Here is a 21,825-nt window from a genome sequence, read left to right on the forward strand (position 1 = left end):
ACGTGTGGTGGGTATTGAAGCTTCAGTATTCCCGTATTGTCGGCTGCGTAGTAGGAGCAGTAGGCGCACGTGAACATTATCACCTTCCTCTCAGGCTCCTCAGCCAAGGCAGCCTCAATCTGAGCCATAATAGCATCATCGCTGAGTAGGTCCATGTCCAATGCACCGTATGGGCACTCACCAACGCATGAACCACAGCCCTGGCACGCGGCAGGGTCTATCTTAACGGGCTTTCCAGGCTCACCCTTAATTGCGCCGTACGGGCAAGCCTTAATGCATAGTAGGCAACCAACGCACTTACTTGGGTCTACCCTGGGTACGGAAACTTCCTTAATTATGTAATCCCTGGTCAATAGAGTTAACGCCCTAGCGGCTGCCGCATAACCCTCCAGAACTGCCTCGCCGAAACCCCCCCTATGAGCCCTAACCGCACCGGCTATGAATATTCCTGGGGTCATTGTGTCCACGGGGCCAAGCTTCGGGTGGGCCTCCATCAGGAAGCCCTCCTGATCCTTAGAAAGCCTCAGCACCTTGGAAACCTCGTCTGAGTTAGGTCTCATGGGCGTGCTGAGCACGACAGAGTCTACGTGGATAGTCACATCCCCGCCAAGCTCCACATCTCTAATCACGCAGTATCATGATCAAGTACTACATAATTCATGACATCGCCATCCCTTGGAACCCTCAATATTGTAACGCCAGCCCTCCTAACCTCCCTATACAAGTCCTCATACTGAGTCCCAACCATCATTACATCCTTAACAACAACGTACACATTCTTACCAGTCCTCCTCAGCGCCAGGGCTGTGTTAAACATTATGGCTTGGCAGTAGGGCTTATTGCATAAGTCAATAAGTAATACATCATTACCGACGCCTAAACCCCCCTATTAACTAGGTCGTGTATAGTCACGATATTAAGCCCATCGCCAGCATTATAATTAACGGCATTGACGGGGCTAGCTCCCGTGGCGACTATTATTGCGCCAACGTCGAGTTCAACGCCGTTGCTTAGGACTACGTGGAAGTTACCCGTGAAGCCCGTAACCTCCTTAACCGTGGTCCCATAATAAACCCTAACCCTGGGGGGGTTCTCGAGAACCCTAATCAATTTATTAACCAACTCCTTAGCCCTGGCGCCCTCCGGTAAGTACTTAATTACGAAGTCATTTAGGTAAGGACCACCGCATCTACCTCCCAACTCAACCACTATTGTTTCAACATCTGCGTTGGCAAGGGCATTAATGGCCGCTAGCCCTGCAGGGCCACATCCAATGACCAGCGCCCTCTTGATGATACCGAGCTTCTCGGGCCTGAAGGGTCTCATGAGCGGTGCCTTGGCTACGGCCATTCTTATCATGTCCTTGGCCTTCTCTGTGGCTACCTTCCTGTCGTTGTGGACCCAGGTGTCCAGGTTCCTAATGTTCGTCATCTCCACGAGGTAAGGATTAAGGCCAGCCCTCCTCGCAGCATCCTGGAAAAACCTAAGGTGTGTCGCTGGGGGGGAGCAGGCCGCCACAATGACCCTGTTAAGGTTATTCTTCTTTATTGAGTCGGCAATCCTATCCAAACCCGCCTTAGAGCAGGCGAAGGGTACATCCTCGGCGTGAACCACGCCAGGCAACTGCCTAGCAGTCTCCACCAACGCAGGAACATCAGCAACACCGGCAATATTCGTACCACAATGACAAACAAAAACACCAATCCTTGGCTTCTCAGTCTCTATGGTCTCACTGAATTCCTCGGTTTCGATAATGGATTTTCTCATGAAGCCCACGGCTTGGGCTGCCGCTGCCAGGCCCATGAGCACCGACTCCGTAATGTCCGTGGGTCCGGAGGCGCTTCCTGCCACGAATATACCTGGTATATTGGTCTCAACAGGGTTTGCGGGGGGGTTCACCTTAATAAAGCCGTACCTATCCAATTCGAGACCTAGCGTATTAGCCAGTTTCTGAAGTTCTTTGGGTGGCTTCATCGTTGGTGCTAAGACAACCATGTCATAATCCTCAACCCTAATCTCCCTACTTCGTGTGTCCTCGTATTTAACCCTTATCGAGCCATTGACGGGACTAATAACTATCGGTCTTCCATGGGATATCCTAACGCCCCCTCTCTATAGCCCTTTGGTACAGGTTTTCGAAGCCCTTGCCGTAGGTCCTGACATCATTCATGTATAGTATTGTGACATCCTCAATACCGTGGTTCTTCGCGTAGATGGCTTGCTTGAGTAGGTACTCGCAGCAGACCTTTGAGCAGTATGGGTTTGCCTTATTTGTTCTTGAGCCAATGCAGGATATGAACAGGACTTTCCTAGGGTGGTTATGGTTGCTTAGCCTAACTACCTCACCTAGTGATGGCCCTGTGGCATTGACGAGTCTCTCAAACTCCATTGCCGTGAGTACGTCCGGGTGCTTACCATAGCCGTACTTACCCAGTACATCGCCATTCTCTATTTCATAACCCGTAGCCACTATGACCGCAGCCACCTCCCTTTCGACTATCCGTGGCATCATCGTGAATAGTATGGTCCTGGGCTCACAGACACTGACGCACCTATTACAGACTATATTTTCAGGGGGGGCTTGTTTAGGCATAGGTCTGGGTCTATGGCGTATATTCCTGGCTCGGCCTGTGGGAATGGTAGGTATATCGCCTTTCTAAGGCCGATACCCGCATTATACTCGCTTGGAGTAGTCATGGGACATACGTTCTCGCATAACCCACATTTCGTACACTCATTAGTCACGTACCTAGGCTTAACCAATATCCTAGCCCTATAACGCCCTGGCTCACCCCCCCTTAACTCTAGTAGTTCTGCCATGGTTAACACCTCTATGTTTTTGTTATTCGACGTATCGCTCATTAGTGGTCCTTCTATGCATATGCTGCAGTCGAGTGTTGGGAATGTCTTGTCGAGCATCGCCATCTTACCGCCAATAGTCGCTGATTTTTCGATGATCGTCACCTTATAGCCCATGTTAGCCAGGGCAAGGGCAGCCTCAATACCAGCAATACCACCGCCAATTACGAGAACGCGATTATTATTTGCGTTATCCTGCGTAGCCTTGATCCCATCAATCTTCGTTAAGTAATCCTTAACTGTTATTTCCTCCTCACGCTCGACATATATCGCATTTGTTGGGCAAACCTTCTCGCATATACCGCATGCCACACAGTCAAATTCCCTGCCAGGCTTAATCCTGACGTAGTGGTAACTTCGGGTTGACCTCCTCCCTCGAGAGCTCCAATATGCCCATTGGACACCTCTTAACGCATAGCTCATCACCAATACACATCTCCGGCGTAATCTTAAGTACCCAATGGCCTCTTTACACGATCAGAATCCAACGCCCTATAACCCACGATTAGTGAGTTATGCCGTGGATTAAAAATTTTGCCTAAGTCAACAATAAAAGATTAATAAGCCAATAGACTAACCTCTAAATTATTAAAAATTATTCATAATAAATAATCACAATTTATAATTAATAATTACCTAGCGTCTACTAAATAATTTACATTAATATTTAAATAAAATCTCATTAAACAAATAATAACCTACTTAAAACTAATTTTTATACACAAGGAATTAAACCTATTTACTCCTCATTAATTGCCTTAAGAAATCACCAACCTTTTCAGCTTGGCTTTTCCTAACCTGCTCAAGTAACTCGCCTAGTCTCGGCGCACCCCTCTGATACTCGGTAACCCATTCCTTAGCGAACTCACCATTCCTAACCCTCTCGGCAGCCTCTCTCATCCTCCTCTTAACATCCTCATTAATTACGTATGGCCCAACCGTTAAGCCACCATACCTAGCCGTCTCACTGACCCCCCCAAGGAGCATCCCAGTGAGCCCCCCCTCTCCCATATCAGATCCATTATTAACTTAGCCTCGTTAATGGCCTCGAAATACGCCACCTCAGGTTGGTAACCAAGCTCCACCATAACCTCAAATCCATACCTCAACAACTGCAGTAACCCACCGACAAGCACATTCTGCTCACCGATCAGGTCGGTCTCCGTCTCCTCAGCGAAGGTTGTCTCTATAACCCCCCCAACCCTAGTGAACCCGTTGGCCTTCGCAATCGCCAACGCAGTCTTTAGGGCATTCCCAGTGAAGTCCTGGTGAACAGCAACCAGCGCCGGGACTCCCCCCCAACCCCCCCTAACGAACTCATCCCTAACGGCCTTACCAGGCGCCTTAGGCGCTATTAGGACCACGTCCACGTCACTCGGCGGCTTTATTAATCCGAACCTAATGTTGAAGCCATGGGCGAAGACCACCGTCATGCCACGCCTAAGGTTTGGCGCAATCTCCGACTCCCAAACACTTGGTTGAACCATGTCGGGCAGTAGCATGGCTATTACATCGGCTTTCTTAACGGCATCACCCACCGGGTAAACCTCAAAGCCCTCCTGCCTAGCCAAGTCAAAGCTCTTGCCAGGCCTAACACCAATAATAACCTTGACGCCACTATCCCTCATGTTAAGGGCCCACGCCCTACCCTGAATGCCATAACCGAGCACAGCAACGACCTTACCCTTGATCACTGATTGATCCGCATCCTTATCTTTATATATCCTAGCCATTACTAACCACCACCTTATTCATGTGTACTTCTTCGGGCATATATTTAACATTTACCACATCGTAAAGCTTATCAAGCTTATTACAAACCCACCTAACCTCATCCTCCTCACCCCCCCTAGCCCTAATTGAGACCTTAATCACCGAGTCACTCATGTCAATATTCACATGCCTAATTGCTATCTTACCTCTCCTGATCACGTTCATGGCCCTAACCACGGCATCGAACGGGTTAACCTCATTACTCATTACGACCTCTATCGAGAAATCACCCTCCATAGCCATCACCTGGGTACCTGAGATCGACCCTGAACCCCCCCTCAGGAAATATGACCTCCTCAAGCCATTTGCCTGAGGGTACGAAGGGCAAAACGAAGTCCCTCTCCCTATCAATGGTTATGTCGACAATCAACGCCTCATTATTCCTAACGGCCCTTGCCACGGTACTCCTCAACTCCTCATAATTACTCGGCCTAACACCCTCTATTCCATAGGCCTCGGCTATCTTCATGAAGTCCGGGTTTACGTTGAAGTCCACGGCAATGATCCTCCTATTATACAGCATTACCTGCCAATGCCTAACGAGCATTAGCGTTGAATTGTCAAATATGGTTACTATCACTGGTAGGTTGTATTCACGGATTAAGGCCAGGTTCTGCATGGTCATTTGGAATGAGCCATCACCGTCAATGTCCAGTACTGGGACATCCGGCCTAGCAATCTTTGCGCCTAGGGCGGCGGGTAATCCGAAGCCCATTGTACCAAGGCCCGCGCTGGTTATGAAGGTTCCAGGTACGTAAACATCCCAATGAAGTTCGCACCACATTTGGTGGCTGCCAACGCCGGTGGCTATTATCGAATGCGGTGGCATCACCTCCCTAAGGACCTTCAGGACCTTCCATGGCGCAAATCCATTAATATCAACCTTGCTCCTATACTCCTCATAACTCTCCTTAATACCCCTTAACCACCTAATGAATGCCTCGTGTCTCCTCTCAAGGGCCTTGGGCACGAGTTTAATCATTGTTGATAACACGGTCTTCGCATCACCGACAATACCAACCTCAGGCTTTACATTCTTACCAATTTCACTTTTATCGATATCGACATGTATTATCTTCCTACCCCCCCTCCTAAACTCGTTGAAGTTGCCCACGGTTCTGTCACTGAACCTTGTGCCGACCGCCAATATTACATCGGCATTTATTATGGCTGCATCGGCCTCAAGCCTACCGTGCATTCCCGAGGCCCCCCCATAACCAGTGGGTGGTTATTTGGCACGCAGTTCTTACCCAGCAGTGTGGTGACTATGGGCATGCCTAGTAACTCGGCGAGGGTTAGGACCTCATTGGTAGCGCCGCTCCAGCATACACCGCCGCCAATGAGCATTACAGGCCTCTCAGCATTAAGAAGTAACTTGAGCGCGTAGGCAATCAGTGATGGGTCTGGCTCTGGGGGGGCTATTTTCCTGGTTATTCGTATGGTCCTTGCCTTAATAACCGCTGGGTCAATCTCCATTAACTGAACATCCCTCGGCAGGTCTATGACCACAGGACCCGGCCTTCCATCAACTGCTATCTCATGAGCAGCCTTATACACGGGCACCAAATCCTCCGGTTTTCTAACCATGAAGGTATGTTTAGTGACAGGCATCGTTGCACCAACAATGTCTGTCTCTTGGAAGGCATCCCTTCCGAAGAATGCCGTTGGTACTTGACCAGTTATTGCAATTAATGGTGATGAGTCCATCATGGCATTGGCAAGCCCAGTCAGCAGATTTGTGGCGCCTGGTCCTGACGTGACGACCACGGTCATGGGCCTCTTCGTGACCCTGCCGTAGGCATCAGCCGCGTGTATTGCGCCCTGCTCATGCCTAAACATATAAACCTTAATATTAGAATTATATAATGCATCAAAGAACGGCATTATCTGCCCACCAATGATACCAAAGACCTCCTTAACACCTATACTCTCCATCTCCCTAACGAGTAGATCAACCGCCCTGGGCATCACCATCACCTGGCACCCTTGATTCATGCGCATGCACCGTATCATTTAACCGTGAGTTTAACCGATCGTTTTCATCCGCATTATACGTAAAGAATAAAACACCTCATCATACATAGGTAAATTTATAAAATATTTAAGCTTTTCCGTCATATAACTAGTGTAATGTGAATTATCAATTATTTATGTTCCTTCTATATCATGGGGAAATGCTTAAATAAAGTATTTTGTTTATAGGAGACGGTGGGTTAGATTGCTCAGGAAAACGTAGTTAGGGCTTCACCGGGGGGGAGTAAATACGTAAGGTTATTAGACACGACACTTAGGGATGGCGAACAAACACCAGGTGTTGCCCTTAAACCTGAGGACAAGCTAAGAATTGCGCTAAAGCTTGAGGAGTTGGGCGTTGACTCTATAGAGGCTGGTTTCCCAATAGTCAGCGAGGGCGAGTTTAAGGCCGTTAAGGCCATAGCCAGGGAGGTGAGCAACTCAGAGGTCATAGCATTGGCGAGGACTAGGAAGGAGGATATAGACAGGGCGATTGATGCCGGCGTTAAGGCAATACACATATTCATAGCCACGTCAGACCTACACATGAAGTATAAGTTGAGGATGAGTAGGGAGGAGGTCGTGGAGGCCGCCGTGAATGCGGTCACCTATGCCAAGTCTCATGGTTTAACCGTGGAGTTTAGCGCGGAGGATGCAACGAGGAGCGACCCCCCCAATTTCCTGGTCAGGGTTTTCCAGGAAGTTGTTAATGCCGGTGCTGATAGACTAGATATTGCGGATACCGTCGGTGTGATGTGGCCGAGCAGAATGGCGTCATTGGTCAGGTTCGTTAGGGATATGGTTAAGGGCAATTACTTACTGAGCGTGCATTGTCACGATGATTTTGGAATGGCTGTGGCAAATAGCGTAGCTGCGATAGAGGCTGGGGGGGCTGACCAAGCGCATGGTACGATAAATGGCGTTGGGGGGGAGAGGGCCGGCAATGCGGCGCTTGAGGAGATAGCTGCTGCTGTGAAATTCCTACTTAATTATAATGTTAATATTAGGTTTGAGAGGGTCAAGGAGGTCTCCGACCTAGTATCGAGGCTGTTTGGAATACCGGTACCGCCGAATAAGGCCATTGTAGGAGCCAACGCCTTTTCTCATGAATCTGGTATTCATGTGCATGGCGTTCTCTCGAACCCCCCCTTTACCTATGAACCAATAGACCCAACAAGTAGGCATGAATAGGAGGATAGTCGTTGGGAAGCACAGCGGTAAGCACTCAATAATATATATACTAAGGTCCATGGGCATTGAACCACGTGATGATATTGTAAATGCAGTGTTAAAGAGAGTTAAGGAGTTGGGTGACATGGGTATTAAGGCTTCAGAGGAGGATATTAAACGCATAATAATGGAGTTGGTTAATTACGGCGCCGACAAGGCAGGTCATTACTAGAAAATAATTTCAAAAATTTATAGTTTAAATATTGATTAATTTTCAAAACACTATTCTCCCTACCTTAAATAAATCATACCTAATAAGCGAGTGGATGCCGATGATCAACAGATCTTAAACCTTAATAAGAATGACCATTGCTGTTCTCAATCCATGCTTATGCCTTTACTAGGTTAATTTCCCAAGTTTCTCAAGTCGGTGTCTTCATGGTTAGGGGCCATTATCCAATTCGATTGATGGCATTTATTAGTAATTTCTATAGTTTAGCAATACATAAAAAATAGGCTATGTAATAGGCCTGATGAGGGTGGCGGTTATTGAGGGTGATGGTGTCGGGCCTGAGGTAACAAGGTCGGCGCTGGAGGTTCTTAAGGCTGTGTCGTCGAAGTTCAGCTTAAGATTGATGTGTCGTATATTGAGGCTGGGGATAACGCTGTTAGGAAGTACGGGGGGGAGGCCTTGCCAGGTAAGTACTGGCGAGTAATAGAGGAATCAGACGCAATACTGAAGGGACCGGTTGGTGAGAGTGCGGGTGAGGTTGTTGTTAAGTTGAGGAGAGGTCTCGACCTATACGCCAATATTAGGCCTGCGAGGAATTACCCAGGGGGGGTTAAGGCGGTGAGGGACGGCGTGGACTTGGTCATTGTGCGTGAAAATACCGAGGACGTTTATGTGAGGGCCGAGTACATGCTTAACAATGACGCCGCAATAGCCCTTAGGGTAATAACCAGGAGAGCGAGTGAACGCATTGCCAGGGTGGCCCTCAACATGGCGAGGGCCAGGCGTAGGAAGGTCACCATAGTGCATAAGGCCAATGTATTGACAGTGTCAGACGGCTTGTTTAGGGATACTGTTAAGGAAGTTGCTGAGGATTACCCGGACATTGTGGTTAATGAGATGTACATAGACTCGGCCGTGATGGACCTGGTCAGGAGACCCCAGGATTTTGACGTGATAGTCACAACAAACTTATACGGCGACATACTCAGTGATTTAGCAGCCTACGTGACTGGTAGTATAGGGCTTGCGCCGTCGGCAAACATAGGCGATAATAAGGCCCTCTTTGAGCCCATACACGGGGGGGCTGCCTTCGACATTGCCGGTAAGGGCATTGCAAACCCAACGGCAATGATGTTGAGTACGGCATGGATGCTCAGGTGGTATGGGGGGGAGAGAACTGGGGGGGATGGTAACTACGTAATGGCTGGTAACGCCATTGAGAATGCCGTTATTAACGCCCTAAACCGAGGAATACACACACCGGACCTTGGTGGTAACTATACCACCGCCTCCTTCACTGTCGAGGTCATTAAACTTATTTAGTATTAATTCGTTAATATCTAAAAATAATATTCACTATTTTCGGCCATAGCATCAATATTTAATATATAATTACATAGATGAATAAGAAATAGCTTATTTACATATTGCTTAGGAATATAAAGCTTAAATATTCCTTACATGAACTTATTTATTGCCCGCGCATATGATATCGCTCGTTAAATACCCAGCAGATTGTGGGATTTTCGGCGTAATTAGACGTGGCGATAACTCAGATAAGGTAAGTGGTGACCTTGTGGTTAAGGCTATAGAGACTATTAAGTTCAGGGGGGGTGCTGGACTGGGTTCGGGCTTCGCCCTGCTTAACCGCGAACCATGGGTCTCAGGATGGGGGGTCTTCGTTAAGGAGGGGTCTATGAAGGGCGCGGTGGATATCATTGAGTCGGTAATGAGGGATAATGGTTTTGGCCCCCCCGTGGACATAAGGGTTAGGAATAAGCTTGGGCCTGTTGTTGACCTGGAGGTTAGGGTACTCAATGGTGCTAGGTTTAATTACGGGGTCATGAATATCGTCAACTACATTAATGACTTGCTGTGGGAGGATAGGGCTGGCAGGGTTTACTACTGGGTGAGCATGTCGACGTGTTTAAGGGTGTTGGTTACCCAGGCGATATAGCTCTATATATGGCATAGAGAAGTATAGCGCAGACCTATGGGTTGCCCATACAAGGTTTCCAACAAACTCGCCGGGCTACCTACCCTATTGGTCACACCCATTTTCGGTGAGTGACATTGCCGTTGTTCATAACGGCGAATTAAGTAGTTATGGTAATCATGTGAACGCCCTACTCTATAAGTACGGCCTTAACTCATTTGTGGGAACCGACAGCGAGGCCGCTGCCTACCTAATGCACTACCTACTTCATTTGCATGGACTTGATATCGAAAGCGCGGTTAAGGCCTTAATTGGTGAGTCACCTAAGTATGTGCATGACAGCAAGGCTTTGTCATTAATTAGGCAGTTTAGGTGGGCCATGCTTGATGGCCCCCCCTTCGCCATTCTAATGGGTATTTATCACAATGATGATGTCTACCTAGTGGCCATGGTGGATAGGTTTAAGCTCAGGCCCATGGTAATAGGCATGGATGATGAGCACTACTACGTGGCCAGTGAGGAGGCCGCCATTAGGGCTGTGGCGCCTGAAGCCCAGGTCTGGACCCTTGAGCCTGGTGGTTATTTCATAGCCTCGTTAAAACACGGCGTTATTTCATGGGGTAGGTCTAGGGAGGAGGTGGATATCTTCTTTACGCGTAGGTTCTTCCCAACCTATGTTGGGAAGGATGCAATAAATGCTGAGGGTCTCAATTATAGGGAGTTAAATGAGGAAATATTGAGAAGGGCATTAAGTGGTGAGAGGGTTATTAGGATCATAAATGTTAGGGGGGGCCAGAGATTCATAGGCGTTAACTTACCAAGGCATAACATAAGGGGGGGTGTCAGGGTAGAGATATACGGCACGCCGGGAAATTCCTTGGCGAATCTAAATAATGGCGTTGAGTTCGTGGTATACGGTAATGCCCAGGACGATGTTGCGGATACAATGCATGGTGGCAGGGTCGTAATACATGGCGATGCAAGGGATGTGCTTGGTCAGGCATTGCAGGGTGGTGAGGTTCTTATTAGGGGGGGTAATGCGGGTAATAGAACTGGCATTCAAATGCGTGAGTACCGTGACAGGAGGCCCTACTTAATAATTGGCGGTAGGGTCGATGATTACCTCGGTGAGTACATGGCTGGCGGTGTGATCATGGTCCTCGGCATTGATGCATTAAATAGGTGTAATGTCCAATTAGTTGGTAAGCACGTGGGTAGCGGCATGGTTGGTGGCAGGATATACATCAGGGGGGGCAAGGTGCCCGAGAATAAGATAGGTTTAACAATACCCTACTCCGAACTCAAGGAATTTCTTGATGCATCTAATGACGAGGGTTTAAGACAGGACGAGACTAATAAATTATTAAATGTACTGATGCGTTCTGAGCATGTTAGGAGGAATAGAATAGAATACAGAGACCTAAATAGCGATGAGATTAAGGAGCTGGAGCCTATATTGCGTAGGTTCACTCAGGAATTCAACCTAGGTGAGTCCATAGTTGATGCTTTGCTCGGTTCAAGGTATACCGTAGTAACGGCTGAGTAGTGGTCTCGATATATATTATTTAAATAAGGATAATATTTATAAATAGGTAATTGATATTTACCTGAATGAATTATATAATTAATATAAGGCCCAGGCAAGTAATTAGTGATTTTATCAGGTTAATGAGTAAGGGGCCCACAAGCGATTACTGGTATAGCGATGTTATTGAGGAGATTAGGGAGATGGCCAAGCACGGTAGACCCATTAGAATATTCAGAAGAGGCGTTAGGAAGTATAGGATACTCGACAACATTAGCTTCGGCATTAATGAAACTAGGTTGACAGGTAACGAAAGGGGGGGCAAGGCCAGCCTCGCTTCGTCCATAGGCGGTATAGAGGTTTCAGCACCCATATACCTGGCCGACATGTCCTTCGGAGCCCTTGCTGGTGTGCCCAACGTAGTCGAGGCCGAGTTGGCCGACGAATTAATGCTCATAAGTGGTACTGGTGAGGGTGGTTTACACCCTGAGGTTGCCAGGCATAAGAGGATATTCGTGCAGTGGGCCTCGGCCAGGTTCGGCGTGGATATAAATACGTTAATGACGGGCATGGGCGTGGTCATTAAGATCGGGCAAGGAGCCAAGCCAGGCATTGGTGGTCACCTACCGGCCTCTAAGGTGACCCAGGTAATATCTCAAGTTAGGAGGATTCCCATTGGCATTGACGCATTATCGCCCGCGCCCCCCCACCATGATATTTACTCCATTGAGGACCTCAAGCAGAGGATTGACGCGCTTAAAGAGGCCACTGGTAAGCCCGTCTTTGTTAAGGTCGCGGCTACCAACTACATACCGTACATAGCGGCCGGCATAGCAAGGATGGGAGCTGATGGTATTATTATTGATGGTCATGGAGCCGGCACGGGGGGGCCACACCACTGGTGGTTAGGGATAATATAGGCATACCCATTGAGTTGGCCGTGGCCTCGGCCGATAAGATGCTTAGGGAGGAGGGGGGGCTCAGGGATAGGGTTACGTTGATAGCCGCCGGTAGGGTTTCCACGGCTGATGACGCCGCGAAGCTCATGGCCCTTGGGGGGGCCGACGCGGTCTCCCTAGGCACGGCATTGCTTATATCCATGGGCTGTGACATGGCCAGGACATGCCATAGGGGGGGCAACTGCCCTGCAGGGATAACGAGTAAGCTCGTTGATGGGACAATAATAGTTGACCATGACTTCGCCCTCAGGTCGTCTAGGAACTTCCTAACGGCATTCATGGAGGAGTTAAGGTTAATCCTAGACAGCCTGGGTATTGATGATGTTAGGAAGCTCGTTGGAAGGAGGGATCTGCTGCAGGGCCGTTGTCTTGATGAGGTAACGGCGAAGGTTCTAGGCATTAATGAAACGCACTGTGACTCAGTTAATGAGAACATCATAAACCCAGGCAATGTTTGGACACCTGATTATTCGATTTATGCGACGCAGCTCGTGAGGACCGGTGACGTGGTCATCGTGAGCATGGGTAGCACCGGGCCGCCGGAGGTCGAGCCCCCCGAAGAGGCTGATTGATTGGTTGAGGTTCGATGGCGCCCAGGTCACGAAACCGGCCATAGACCCATATAGAGAGGACATAGATGTGTCGACAACACTGGCTGGGGGTAAACTGTGGCTTTCTATGCCGGTAATAATTAGGCCACCGAGGACCTGGGACAGGGAGCTCATTAGGGTAGTCAAGTTTGTTGCCAGGGCTAATTCAGTAATGGTGGATCTCGAGGGCATGGATATAGTAGATAACAAGCACCTAATGAGGGTTATGTGGGATACATACATTGAGAGGTTGGGCGCGCTCGTAATAACCAATCCGCAGCAAGTCATGCCTGGCGTTAACGTACCCACATACGTAAGGATTACGGAGGCAGGTGAGGTTAGCAATGCCGTAAATGCACTGGTGAGGAAAAATAATTGGTTTGACGGTGTAATAATAGACATTAATGATGATTATCCAGAGGCGCACTTGGTTAGGCTTGATGTTGAGCTTAGGAGGAGGGGGGGTATTAGAGATAACGTGGACTTATTAATCCACATGCCCAGTATCAGGAGTAGTGGGGGGGATATTATTAAGTTAGTGGCCCTTGGTGCGGATGCGGTAATCATAAGTGGTTTTGTGGAGAGGGCTTTGCATGGTTATGAGGGTATTGAGGACTTTAGGCTTAGGTTTATGAAATTCCTAATCGGTGTTAAGAGGGAGATTGCCCAGCTCCTTGGTGCGGCCGGCATATACTCGCTGCAGTCGGTTGTTGGTAATAGGGAGTTGCTCAGGGCTTTGAGTGGTAGGGTTAGGGACATGCTCATGGTTAAGCTCGCCGGTGAGGACGTGCTCTATAGATGATTAATCGATAAAAATATAGTAAGTAATTCACGCCATGGTAATATTTATAAAAGGGATAACTAGCAAATTGATGCGTGATTAACCAGGAATTTCAGAATTAATGGCCGCAATAACCAGGGCTGAGGAGGACCTTAGCAGGTTAAGGGAGTTGTTGGTTAGGTATGGCGGTAATGCGAGGGTTGTGGACCTCATGCAATTAATACATGAGCCACTACTTCTTAGGCTTATAAATGATGTGTTAGTAAGCAATGATAGGATTGCCTACCTAGGACCTGAGGGTAGTTACTCACACGAGGCTGCCCTTCAATTATTTGGTAAAGATGCAATACTTACTTCCCTTAAGTCAATTGGTGATGTGGTCAAGGGCGTTTATCGGGGGGGCGATTATGGCTTTGGTGTTATACCCATCGAGAATAACCAGGCCGGGGGGGTTGTTGGTGAGTCCATGGAGGCCCTGCTTAGGTGGGGGGGGTCTACGTAAATTACGCCATTGATTATAGGGTAACCCTATGCCTGGTTGTTAATGATGGGAGTGACATAAACGACATTAAGGAGATTTACTCCCACCCACATGCAATTAATGAGGCACTGAACTTCATATCAAAATTAAATGTCTCGGTAAATTATACGCAATCAACTTCAGAGGCCCTGAGGATAATTAAGGGCTTTAGGCACAGGGCCGCGGTGGCCTCTAGAATGGGTGCTGAGCTTCATGGTCTTAAGCCATTGATCTGCGGTATTGAGGACAACCTGAACTACACTAGGTTCTTGGTAATATCAAGGCACATGGGTAGGGTTGGAGATAGGACAATGGCGATATTCTCAGTACCAAATAGACCAGGTTCCCTATTCAACGCCCTTAAGCTTTGCGGACCTTAGCATAAACCTATCAATGATTTACTCAAGGCCTAATAGGGGGGGTAGTCCCTGGAGCTACGATTTCCTACTGGAGACCGAGTGTCAATTAAGCGATGTAAATTGCTCAAGGGCTTTTGATGAATTAAGTAGGGTGGCTGTTTATGTAAAAATGCTGGGTAGTTATCCTGTGGTTAGGTTTTATTAACTGACTAATTCTATATATTTTAACTGACGAATTTATATAAAATAAGTATAACTTATAAGCACCCACTTCACTATTTTTCATTGAGTATGGACCACGTACCAATGAGCATGTGCACCCAACACCCAGATAACGCTCAAGTACCTAATTGGGTTAAGGATAGCGTTATCCAGGGTGATGATGAGATCCACGAGGCATACCTAGCCTACAGCCTATATGGTTGCCATGAGGTCATGTGGGACTTCGAGGGCAAGGATGTTGATATTTACGTGGTCAGGAAACTACTTAGTAGGTACCCCCCCGACTTCTTCAGGAAGCACGTGATTGGTAGAGACGTATACCTAACCCTCAGGTTACCTAATCCCTGGGCTGAGACCACTGAGAAAAAGTTGTTCTCGCAAGCCCTGGAGTTGGTTCCAACGGCCTACGACATTGCCAGGGAGTTTTATGGAGATGATAATGTGAATGGCGTGTTTCAGGTAATACTGCCACTAACGTCGAGGGCGGAGGAGTTGATATTCACGTATAGGTACTACGAAAGGGTTGTGGCCGGTAAGGCTTTCATGGAGTTACTCCCTGGTGTCAAAGTTATGGATGTACTTGGCAGTGTAAAGCCGGGCACAATAGATGTGATACCCCTCATTGAGGATCTGGACTCGATGTTGGGGGGGATTGGCAAGATAATCATTGGTTACTGGAAAGCCATTAGACCGAGTTACCTCAGGGTCTTCATAGCCAGGTCAGACCCAGCGATGAATTACGGCTTAGTACCTGCGGTACTCATGGCAAAGATAGCACTGAGTAAGTCATTGAGTATTGGTAGGGAGCTCGGTCTCGAGGTTTACCCAATAATTGGCGTTGGCCCAACACCATTTAGGGGGGGCACTTAACGCCGTATAACGTGGATAACGTCATTAGGGAGTACCCATGTGTCCATACCTTCACCATACAATCAGCCTTTAGGTATGACTACCCAGAGGGTTCTGTGATTAATGCAGTGTCTAGGCTAAACAATAGGGCACCAGGTAGTGACTGCTTAATTGCGGATTATGGAAAGCTCGTAGGCATTATTAGGAAGTACGTGGTTAACTACCAAAGGGAGGTTGAGGGCTTAGCAAATGCCATAAATAAGGTCTCTAACTATGTACCTAGGAGGAGAGCCAGGAAACTACACATAGGCTTATTCGGCTATAGCAGGGGGTTTAGGGGGCGTAGTCCTTCCCAGGGCAATCACATTCGTCGCAGCGCTTTATTCCCTGGGTATACCGCCCGAGGTGTTGGGGGGGTCTCTACCATTAATGAGTTAAGCGATGCGGAGTACGCAGCGTTGAGTGAGGCCTACGTAAACCTAAGGCATGATCTAAGCGTGGCGGCTAGGTACGTATGCCACGAATGCCTAGACATGCTCACAAAACTGGGTAATGCCTTCGGGATTACCAATGATGTAATTCATATGGTTAGGAAGGACATTGAGACACTTGAGGAAATGGGCATTAGGGCGGGGGGGCCCAGCGACTACGAAAGTAGGAAACATGAGTTGCTGGCGCAGCTGTTAATTAATTCGTTGGCTGAGGGTAGGGAGGATGATACGGTTAAGTACATGGTCGAGATGGCACTAATAAGGCACGCAATAGGCTAAGTCACTAACTTTTCCAGGCAATCACCTTCTAGGCATTCCCTAATCTCCATGGCTACCCTCCTACCAAGGCTTACCGGCCTACCGAAGTACAGCTTGCTGTATTGGCTCCCAATGCCCATGTATATGTTCGTGCCACCACCAATCCTGAGGGCTACATCGAAGACCACTATGTCCAGGTCCGAGGTGACCATTAACTGTAGTGTGAATGGACCAATGACGCCCGGCGGCTCGACCTCCTCAGCGGCCTTCACAAACCTGTCACCCACCTCGAAGAGCCTATTCAACTCGCTCTCCCTAATGGTGGCAGGCTCATGACCAATCTCGATCATCTCCACATCGATGTAATCCCTAATCTCCAACTGCACATCAGCCGTAAGCCTCAGCAGCCCATCGAGGTTTGTCTGAATCCTCCTATCAATGCTTAGGATCTCCACCTCATCCCTAGCGACACTCCTGAAGTAATTAACATTGAAGTGGGCCCCCCCAACAACCAACTCCTCAATCGAAGCCTTACCAAGGTCACCCTCACTCACCACCCCCCCATCACTAACCAACTTCCTAAACTTCCTCCAGAAATCCTCCCTATCCACGGCCACGAAGAACCCCCCCCTCTCAACCCTCTTCCTCGCGTGGGGGCATCTTAACCATCACGGGCCTATCAATATCATCAGGCGAGGAGTAAGTCCTAGGCCTCCTGATGCCAGCCCTATCGAGGATCTTATAATACGTCTTATCCCCCCCAACCCTCTCCTCATACCTAAGCAGGTACCTATTGCCGAATATGGGCACTGGGAATTGGTTCTCGATAGTATCGTAACCCACGTAAACCGAGAAGCTCCTGTTGGGCACGAATATGGCGCTTAACGCCCTCAACTTACTTACGACATCCTCCCTAGCCACATCGGCGTACTTATCGAGTATTAACGGAATATCAACAACCCTCCTAAACCTGAGGTACGCCGTCTCCCTACCCCCCCTCTGGCAGACGGCTATCGTCCTGAACCCCCCCTCGTCCTTAGCCCCCCATCAAAAACATCAAGGGCTGAGTGGCTCGCTATGGCGGCTATGTGAACCGAGTCCACGCCAAGCTTATAATTGCTTAGTAATTCCCCCCCAGCACTATACCTCATGTGACCACCTTCTCCAGTGAGTCCTTCTCGATTGCCATCCTAACCTCCCTGGCAATCCTCCTACCCATGCTCATCGGCTCGCTCCAGTAGAGATACGAGTACGGGCTACCATACACGTACAAATTAGTCCCAGCAACAATCCTCCCAGAGAACTCGAAAATCCTTATATTAGCCTCATCATCAATAACACCCTCCAGGGAGAAAGGCCCAATGGCGCCAGGCGGTAGGCTTCTCCTGGTCTCCTCGGTAAATTTAATGCCGTAATCAAGGACCTTGGGCAACAAGCTCTCCCTGAGCACAAGCGGTATATTACCCACGACTACGAAGGTGGGCTTTAGACCCAACTCCACGATTACGTCCGGCGTTAGCCTCCTCAAGCCATCAATGTTGGTTTCATACCTAATGTCGGCACCCAGTATCTCGACCCTACCCAGTACTGGGCTGTGGAAGTAATGTATGTAGATTGGTACGCCTATCAAGTACTCCTGCACAATGACATCCTTAGGCGTCTTCACCAAGCCTCCCTAACCCTCTCCTCAACACCCCCCCTAACCACTTCCTCGCCAGACCTGGCAATGAAGTAACCCCCCCTACCGCCCTTCGCGCCCGGCAGCTTAACTATCACGGGCCCATCAACATCATCGCCGACTCCGAAGAGCCTCGGTATTGGTATACCGGCTCTCCTGAGGAGGTCCATCTTAGCCCACTGGTCACTCTCAACCCTAAACAGTCTCCTAAGCCCGAAGATGGGCACCTCAATACCCTCGGCGCAATCAAGGCCCACGTACTCCACGTAACTACCGTGAGGCACCAACACGGCATTCAACGACTGGAGCCTCCTAACTACCTCGGGACTACATAGCTCCCTCCAGTTATTGAGGACCACGAAGTGATTAATCAAGTGCCTAAACTGCTCATAGAACCAAAGCCTATCCTTGGGCACGATGGCTACGGTCTCGAAACCCTCGAGCTTGGCCCCCCCGTGGAATATCTGAAGCGATGAGTGGCTGGCCAGCGTGGCTATGGTGACCCTATCCAGGTCATACCTAGCAAGGACCTCACTCATTACCCACCACCCCCCCAATGGGGGATTCGCCCATGAACCTACCGTACAACTCCCTCGAGACGTAGATCGGTAGGTAATCGAAGAATACCAAGTCGTTTAAGGTGTACCAGGGGGGGCCCTCACGCCAAATGCACGCCCTACAAACAACCTCACCACCAACCCTATTAACAAGCCTCTCCAGAGCCCTCATTGTGCTACCCGTCGAAACAACATCATCAAACAAGCACACCCTCCTACCCCCCCTGATAAACTCCACATCCTCACCGGTGAGTACAAGGGTTTGGGGGGGCTCCCTAGTCGTTATTGACTTCACGCTCTCAGTAACGTAACCCCCCCTCATGTAACCCTTAACACTCTTCCTAACAACCACAAACCTACCATGACCGAGGCTCCTAGCCACCTCATAGGCCATGGCAATGGCCTTAGCCTCAGCCGTAACAATGACATCCGGGTCGTATCGCCTCACGGCATTGGCAACCTCACGGCCAGCCCTACCAATGAACTCCACATCACCAAGCACAAGCCAGCATCCGAGGCAATCCATAAGCCATCACCAACGGGCACTATGGGTAAGCTACGCCTAAGGCCAAAGACCTCCAACTCATGAAACGCCTGCCCTCCATAAAACCTAACAAGCCCAGTGCTATTCATGACCCATCAACCTATTAATTAACACTTTTATTTAAAAATTACTTATTAAAAAACCGACATGCATGACGTATTTATTTAAATAATTAATTAAATAAAGCCCCAAATTAACCACACCAGGTAAGGCAAGGAAAACTTAAAAGACGCGAAATAACACATTGAGCGCGGGGCCGTAGTCTAGCCTGGCTAGGATACGTGGGTTCAACCACGCCCGAAGCTCGGCTCGGGATCTAGGGAAGGACGCGAGCCCGAGTGATCCCGGGTTCAAATCCCGCGGCCCCCCCACCACGATTGATGGTTACTCACACGGATAGTCGATACCGAGGCAAGTCACCCTCAATATACCCTGACTAAGTGCTACGTCGGCCATAATACTACTACAGGACTAAATTAAGCCCCCCCACCCCCCCTCATTTGTAACCGCCTTTCACTATTTACGCTACGCAATGTTCAGATTATCAAAATTGAGCCCTCCTTTATTTGTAGAATTACCTCCCCCCCATTATGCGTAATGCCACCGATATGACTGATTAGCGCGCCTCTAAAAGATAAACTTACAACACTGCCTTAACCATACCTATTCCATAGCCGGCCCTGGTTCATTGGATAGGTTGGGCTTTGAAACCAACAGCGAACGCCTCAACGACCTCGCCGACCTACTTGCTCGTTATTCACGGCCTGGCGCTTTGGGAACTTACGAACTTAACACGTCCACAATACTCACGTCATTAATGATCGACGTAATCGCGACAACGGCAATATACGTACTAATTATAACCAAGGAACGCCCAAAGCTCCTGAGCATTAGCCCTAACCAACCACCCCCCCCGCATTAATCATGGACTACGCACCGCCAGGTTCAATCAAGAATTGCCCTAAGGAGGACACCGGGCCCTTGCGAAATACGCACAAAACACCGCGAGGAAGTACCACGGGAAACAACATACAGGGAAATACTGGGTATGTGGTGAGTTTCGAAGGACTGTGAGCCATTATCCAACCAAGGTACAATACACCATGCATGGTGAAAGCACCGTAGGAACAAGTACGTTTTTGTGAAATTGAATATGAACGATGGGACAAGCAATACTGTCTCGTGGGAATCGTGGGAATAAATATGCGTCGTGAACGTTCATGGGGGGGATTAATGTTCCAATGGTGACCATGCGGAGGGCTAGGGTAACACTTATAAAGGACCTAATAAAGTAGCGAGTCGGAAGATTTCAATAGAATATTGAAAGTCATTGCGAATAGGGCTTTTCCCGTGCGTTTCCGCGGAACACCGAAGATTTCAATAGAATATTGAAAGTGGTCTAAAAGAGGTGGCCAGGGCATGACAGTGATATTTGGGCATTAGAAGATTTCAATAGAATATTGAAAGTTTGTCATGGTTAGTGATGCGTTTTCAACCGTGCTTGAACTCTCTAGAAGATTTCAATAGAATATTGAAAGGCGCCAATCAATATGGCTTTTTCGTGTTCCTGGAACCACGATGACGTTGAAGATTTCAATAGAATATTGAAAGTATACTTTCTTACTGACTTATCATTACTTTCAAGAGAAACTTCTATTAGAAGATTTCAATAGAATATTGAAAGCCGTTATATTCGGCAGGTGTACATGCCAGCCAATTGACCACATACGAAGATTTCAATAGAATATTGAAAGCAGGCTACATGTTGGTTTTTCCCTCTCGCAAGAGCGAATACAGAAGATTTCAATAGAATATTGAAAGACAACAAGCAACGGTGGCAACAAAACGCCAAGGAGCGTTAAAACGAAGATTTCAATAGAATATTGAAGGTGACGTACGTGAAACTTAATAAGAAGCAACTAATGGAGTTATCATCGTGAAGATTTCAATAGAATATTGAAAGAAGCATTCGCCAGGCATTTGGATTCACCCTAACAATGCCATATGAAGATTTCAATAGAATATTGAAAGTTGCCTTGATTGGTATTACCTCGCCAGTGAATGGGTCGAAAATAATACGAAGATTTCAATAGAATATTGAAAGAAGCCCCTGGTTTGGGAATACGCCTAGAATACGCGGGTGGGGGGGACGAAGATTTCAATAGAATATTGAAAGAATAGCCCAGGAAAGGCTCACACAAACCATGTAGGAGTCAAGGGCCTGGCTGAAGATTTCAATAGAATATTGAAAGTGCATTCTTGTGATTTATCTTTACTTTTAATTCGCCATCCTTCTGAAGATTTCAATAGAATATTGAAAGACAAACATCATATCTTCAATGTGCGTGTCTACTGCGTCTTTATCTCGAAGATTTCAATAGAATATTGAAAGCATCTGCGTAGATTCCAGGTTCTCGATTTCATCACTTTCCCTATAGAAGATTTCAATAGAATATTGAAAGTAAAGATAATTAGGGCTTTTATTGTGAAAAGCCTGATGGGTAGGTAC

At 48.1% G+C, this 21,825-nt stretch carries 16 protein-coding genes, 1 tRNA gene, 8 pseudogenes and 1 CRISPR repeat array (1 of these 26 only partly in view); of the genes and pseudogenes, 12 read left to right on the top strand and 13 right to left on the bottom strand.

Annotation, left to right across the window (positions count from 1 at the left end):
- The 9 genes and pseudogenes from JCM11216_RS11890 to ilvB form a co-directional block, all read right to left on the bottom strand.
- A partial coding sequence (locus JCM11216_RS11890; RefSeq protein WP_243676218.1) for a 4Fe-4S binding protein occupies nt 1-629 on the bottom strand: 629 nt, incomplete at its 3' end.
- Nucleotides 626-817, bottom strand: coding sequence for a hypothetical protein (locus JCM11216_RS11895; protein ID WP_054854336.1), 192 nt, complete (start codon nt 815-817; stop codon nt 626-628). The genes JCM11216_RS11890 and JCM11216_RS11895, both read right to left, overlap by 4 nt.
- A gap of 59 nt (nt 818-876) precedes the next feature.
- A complete protein-coding gene (locus JCM11216_RS11900; protein WP_243676251.1) occupies nt 877-2,052 on the bottom strand; it encodes an FAD-dependent oxidoreductase in 1,176 nt (391 codons plus the stop codon).
- Between the two features lie 46 nt (nt 2,053-2,098).
- Nucleotides 2,099-2,485, bottom strand: coding sequence for a hypothetical protein (locus JCM11216_RS11905; RefSeq protein WP_243676219.1), 387 nt, complete (start codon nt 2,483-2,485; stop codon nt 2,099-2,101).
- A 77-nt stretch (nt 2,486-2,562) separates the two neighbouring features.
- Nucleotides 2,563-3,171 carry an NAD-binding protein gene (locus tag JCM11216_RS11910; protein WP_054854339.1) on the bottom strand — a complete coding sequence of 203 codons (609 nt, stop codon included), beginning with the start codon at nt 3,169-3,171 and terminating at the stop codon, nt 2,563-2,565.
- Between the two features lie 22 nt (nt 3,172-3,193).
- The gene (locus JCM11216_RS19565) at nt 3,194-3,295 is read right to left on the bottom strand and encodes a hypothetical protein (RefSeq protein WP_243676220.1); all 102 of its coding nucleotides are present in this window, start codon (nt 3,293-3,295) and stop codon (nt 3,194-3,196) included.
- A gap of 299 nt (nt 3,296-3,594) precedes the next feature.
- A pseudogene (ilvC, locus tag JCM11216_RS11915) lies at nt 3,595-4,592 on the bottom strand (ketol-acid reductoisomerase).
- Nucleotides 4,585-4,875 (bottom strand): ACT domain-containing protein, encoded by a 291-nt coding sequence (locus JCM11216_RS11920; RefSeq protein ID WP_054854340.1) that lies wholly within the window; start codon nt 4,873-4,875, stop codon nt 4,585-4,587. Before JCM11216_RS11920 ends, ilvC begins: the two are co-directional and overlap by 8 nt.
- A pseudogene (gene ilvB / locus JCM11216_RS11925) lies at nt 4,859-6,633 on the bottom strand (biosynthetic-type acetolactate synthase large subunit). The gene JCM11216_RS11920 and the pseudogene ilvB overlap by 17 nt, the downstream one beginning before the upstream one ends.
- Nucleotides 6,634-6,849: 216 nt before the next feature.
- On the opposite strand from ilvB, the gene JCM11216_RS11930 reads away from it, so the two are divergent.
- The 10 genes and pseudogenes from JCM11216_RS11930 (at nt 6,850) to ppcA (ending at nt 16,558) form a co-directional block, all read left to right on the top strand.
- Nucleotides 6,850-7,836, top strand: a complete 987-nt coding sequence (locus tag JCM11216_RS11930) for a 2-isopropylmalate synthase (protein ID WP_243676252.1) — start codon at nt 6,850-6,852, stop codon at nt 7,834-7,836.
- On the top strand, nt 7,829-8,047 hold the full coding sequence (locus JCM11216_RS19570) for a hypothetical protein (RefSeq protein WP_243676221.1): 219 nt from the start codon (nt 7,829-7,831) through the stop codon (nt 8,045-8,047). Before JCM11216_RS11930 ends, JCM11216_RS19570 begins: the two co-directional genes overlap by 8 nt.
- A gap of 301 nt (nt 8,048-8,348) precedes the next feature.
- A pseudogene (locus tag JCM11216_RS11935) lies at nt 8,349-9,370 on the top strand (isocitrate/isopropylmalate dehydrogenase family protein).
- Between the two features lie 151 nt (nt 9,371-9,521).
- On the top strand, nt 9,522-10,004 hold the full coding sequence (locus tag JCM11216_RS11940; RefSeq protein WP_243676222.1) for a hypothetical protein: 483 nt from the start codon (nt 9,522-9,524) through the stop codon (nt 10,002-10,004).
- Between the two features lie 106 nt (nt 10,005-10,110).
- Nucleotides 10,111-11,529: a glutamate synthase gene (locus JCM11216_RS11945; RefSeq protein ID WP_054854342.1), complete on the top strand. Its 1,419-nt coding sequence runs from the start codon at nt 10,111-10,113 to the stop codon at nt 11,527-11,529.
- Nucleotides 11,530-11,894: 365 nt separating this feature from the next.
- Nucleotides 11,895-13,039, top strand: a pseudogene (locus JCM11216_RS19575) (glutamate synthase-related protein).
- 4 nt (nt 13,040-13,043) lie between these two features.
- A complete protein-coding gene (locus tag JCM11216_RS19580; RefSeq protein ID WP_243676223.1) occupies nt 13,044-13,859 on the top strand; it encodes a hypothetical protein in 816 nt (271 codons plus the stop codon).
- A 190-nt stretch (nt 13,860-14,049) separates the two neighbouring features.
- Nucleotides 14,050-14,738: pseudogene (locus JCM11216_RS11955) on the top strand (prephenate dehydratase).
- Between the two features lie 13 nt (nt 14,739-14,751).
- Entirely contained in the window at nt 14,752-14,922 is a 171-nt protein-coding gene (locus JCM11216_RS19585) for a hypothetical protein (protein WP_243676224.1), read from the top strand.
- A gap of 107 nt (nt 14,923-15,029) precedes the next feature.
- Nucleotides 15,030-16,558, top strand: a pseudogene (gene ppcA / locus JCM11216_RS11960) (phosphoenolpyruvate carboxylase).
- Here the strand turns inward: ppcA and JCM11216_RS11965 are convergent.
- From JCM11216_RS11965 to JCM11216_RS11980, 4 genes and pseudogenes are all read right to left on the bottom strand, one after another.
- Nucleotides 16,555-17,688, bottom strand: a pseudogene (locus JCM11216_RS11965) (formate--phosphoribosylaminoimidazolecarboxamide ligase family protein). The pseudogenes ppcA and JCM11216_RS11965 overlap by 4 nt on opposite strands.
- Nucleotides 17,685-18,754: pseudogene (locus JCM11216_RS11970) on the bottom strand (formate--phosphoribosylaminoimidazolecarboxamide ligase). The pseudogenes JCM11216_RS11965 and JCM11216_RS11970 overlap by 4 nt, the downstream one beginning before the upstream one ends.
- A complete protein-coding gene (locus tag JCM11216_RS11975) occupies nt 18,747-19,298 on the bottom strand; it encodes a phosphoribosyltransferase family protein (RefSeq protein ID WP_243676225.1) in 552 nt (183 codons plus the stop codon). Before JCM11216_RS11975 ends, JCM11216_RS11970 begins: the two are co-directional and overlap by 8 nt.
- Nucleotides 19,217-19,405: a hypothetical protein gene (locus tag JCM11216_RS11980; protein ID WP_054854344.1), complete on the bottom strand. Its 189-nt coding sequence runs from the start codon at nt 19,403-19,405 to the stop codon at nt 19,217-19,219. Before JCM11216_RS11980 ends, JCM11216_RS11975 begins: the two co-directional genes overlap by 82 nt.
- 163 nt (nt 19,406-19,568) lie before the next feature.
- Here JCM11216_RS11980 and JCM11216_RS11985 point away from each other — a divergent pair.
- Nucleotides 19,569-19,687: transfer RNA gene (locus tag JCM11216_RS11985), tRNA-Pro, on the top strand.
- Nucleotides 19,688-20,004: 317 nt separating this feature from the next.
- Nucleotides 20,005-20,238 carry a hypothetical protein gene (locus tag JCM11216_RS19590; protein WP_243676226.1) on the top strand — a complete coding sequence of 78 codons (234 nt, stop codon included), beginning with the start codon at nt 20,005-20,007 and terminating at the stop codon, nt 20,236-20,238.
- A gap of 380 nt (nt 20,239-20,618) precedes the next feature.
- Nucleotides 20,619-21,825: a CRISPR direct-repeat array (repeat unit 25 nt; unit sequence GAAGATTTCAATAGAATATTGAAAG); it runs 450 nt beyond the window's last position.

The sequence above is a fragment of the Vulcanisaeta distributa JCM 11216 genome (assembly GCF_001315985.1).
GTDB classification, from domain to species: Archaea; Thermoproteota; Thermoprotei; order Thermoproteales; family Thermocladiaceae; genus Vulcanisaeta; species Vulcanisaeta distributa_E.

What these genes read in the sequence shown, in the direction of transcription:
- JCM11216_RS11895 (WP_054854336.1), bottom strand. Translation starts at nt 817, where the DNA reads ATGTTTAACACAGCCCTGGCGCTGAGGAGGACTGGTAAGAATGTGTAC.
- JCM11216_RS19565 (WP_243676220.1), bottom strand. Translation starts at nt 3,295, where the DNA reads ATGTGTATTGGTGATGAGCTATGCGTTAAGAGGTGTCCAATGGGCATA.
- JCM11216_RS11920 (WP_054854340.1), bottom strand. Translation starts at nt 4,875, where the DNA reads ATGGCTATGGAGGGTGATTTCTCGATAGAGGTCGTAATGAGTAATGAG.
- JCM11216_RS19570 (WP_243676221.1), top strand. Translation starts at nt 7,829, where the DNA reads ATGAATAGGAGGATAGTCGTTGGGAAGCACAGCGGTAAGCACTCAATA.
- JCM11216_RS19585 (WP_243676224.1), top strand. Translation starts at nt 14,752, where the DNA reads ATGATTTACTCAAGGCCTAATAGGGGGGGTAGTCCCTGGAGCTACGAT.
- JCM11216_RS11975 (WP_243676225.1), bottom strand. Translation starts at nt 19,298, where the DNA reads ATGGATTGCCTCGGATGCTGGCTTGTGCTTGGTGATGTGGAGTTCATT.
- JCM11216_RS11980 (WP_054854344.1), bottom strand. Translation starts at nt 19,405, where the DNA reads ATGAATAGCACTGGGCTTGTTAGGTTTTATGGAGGGCAGGCGTTTCAT.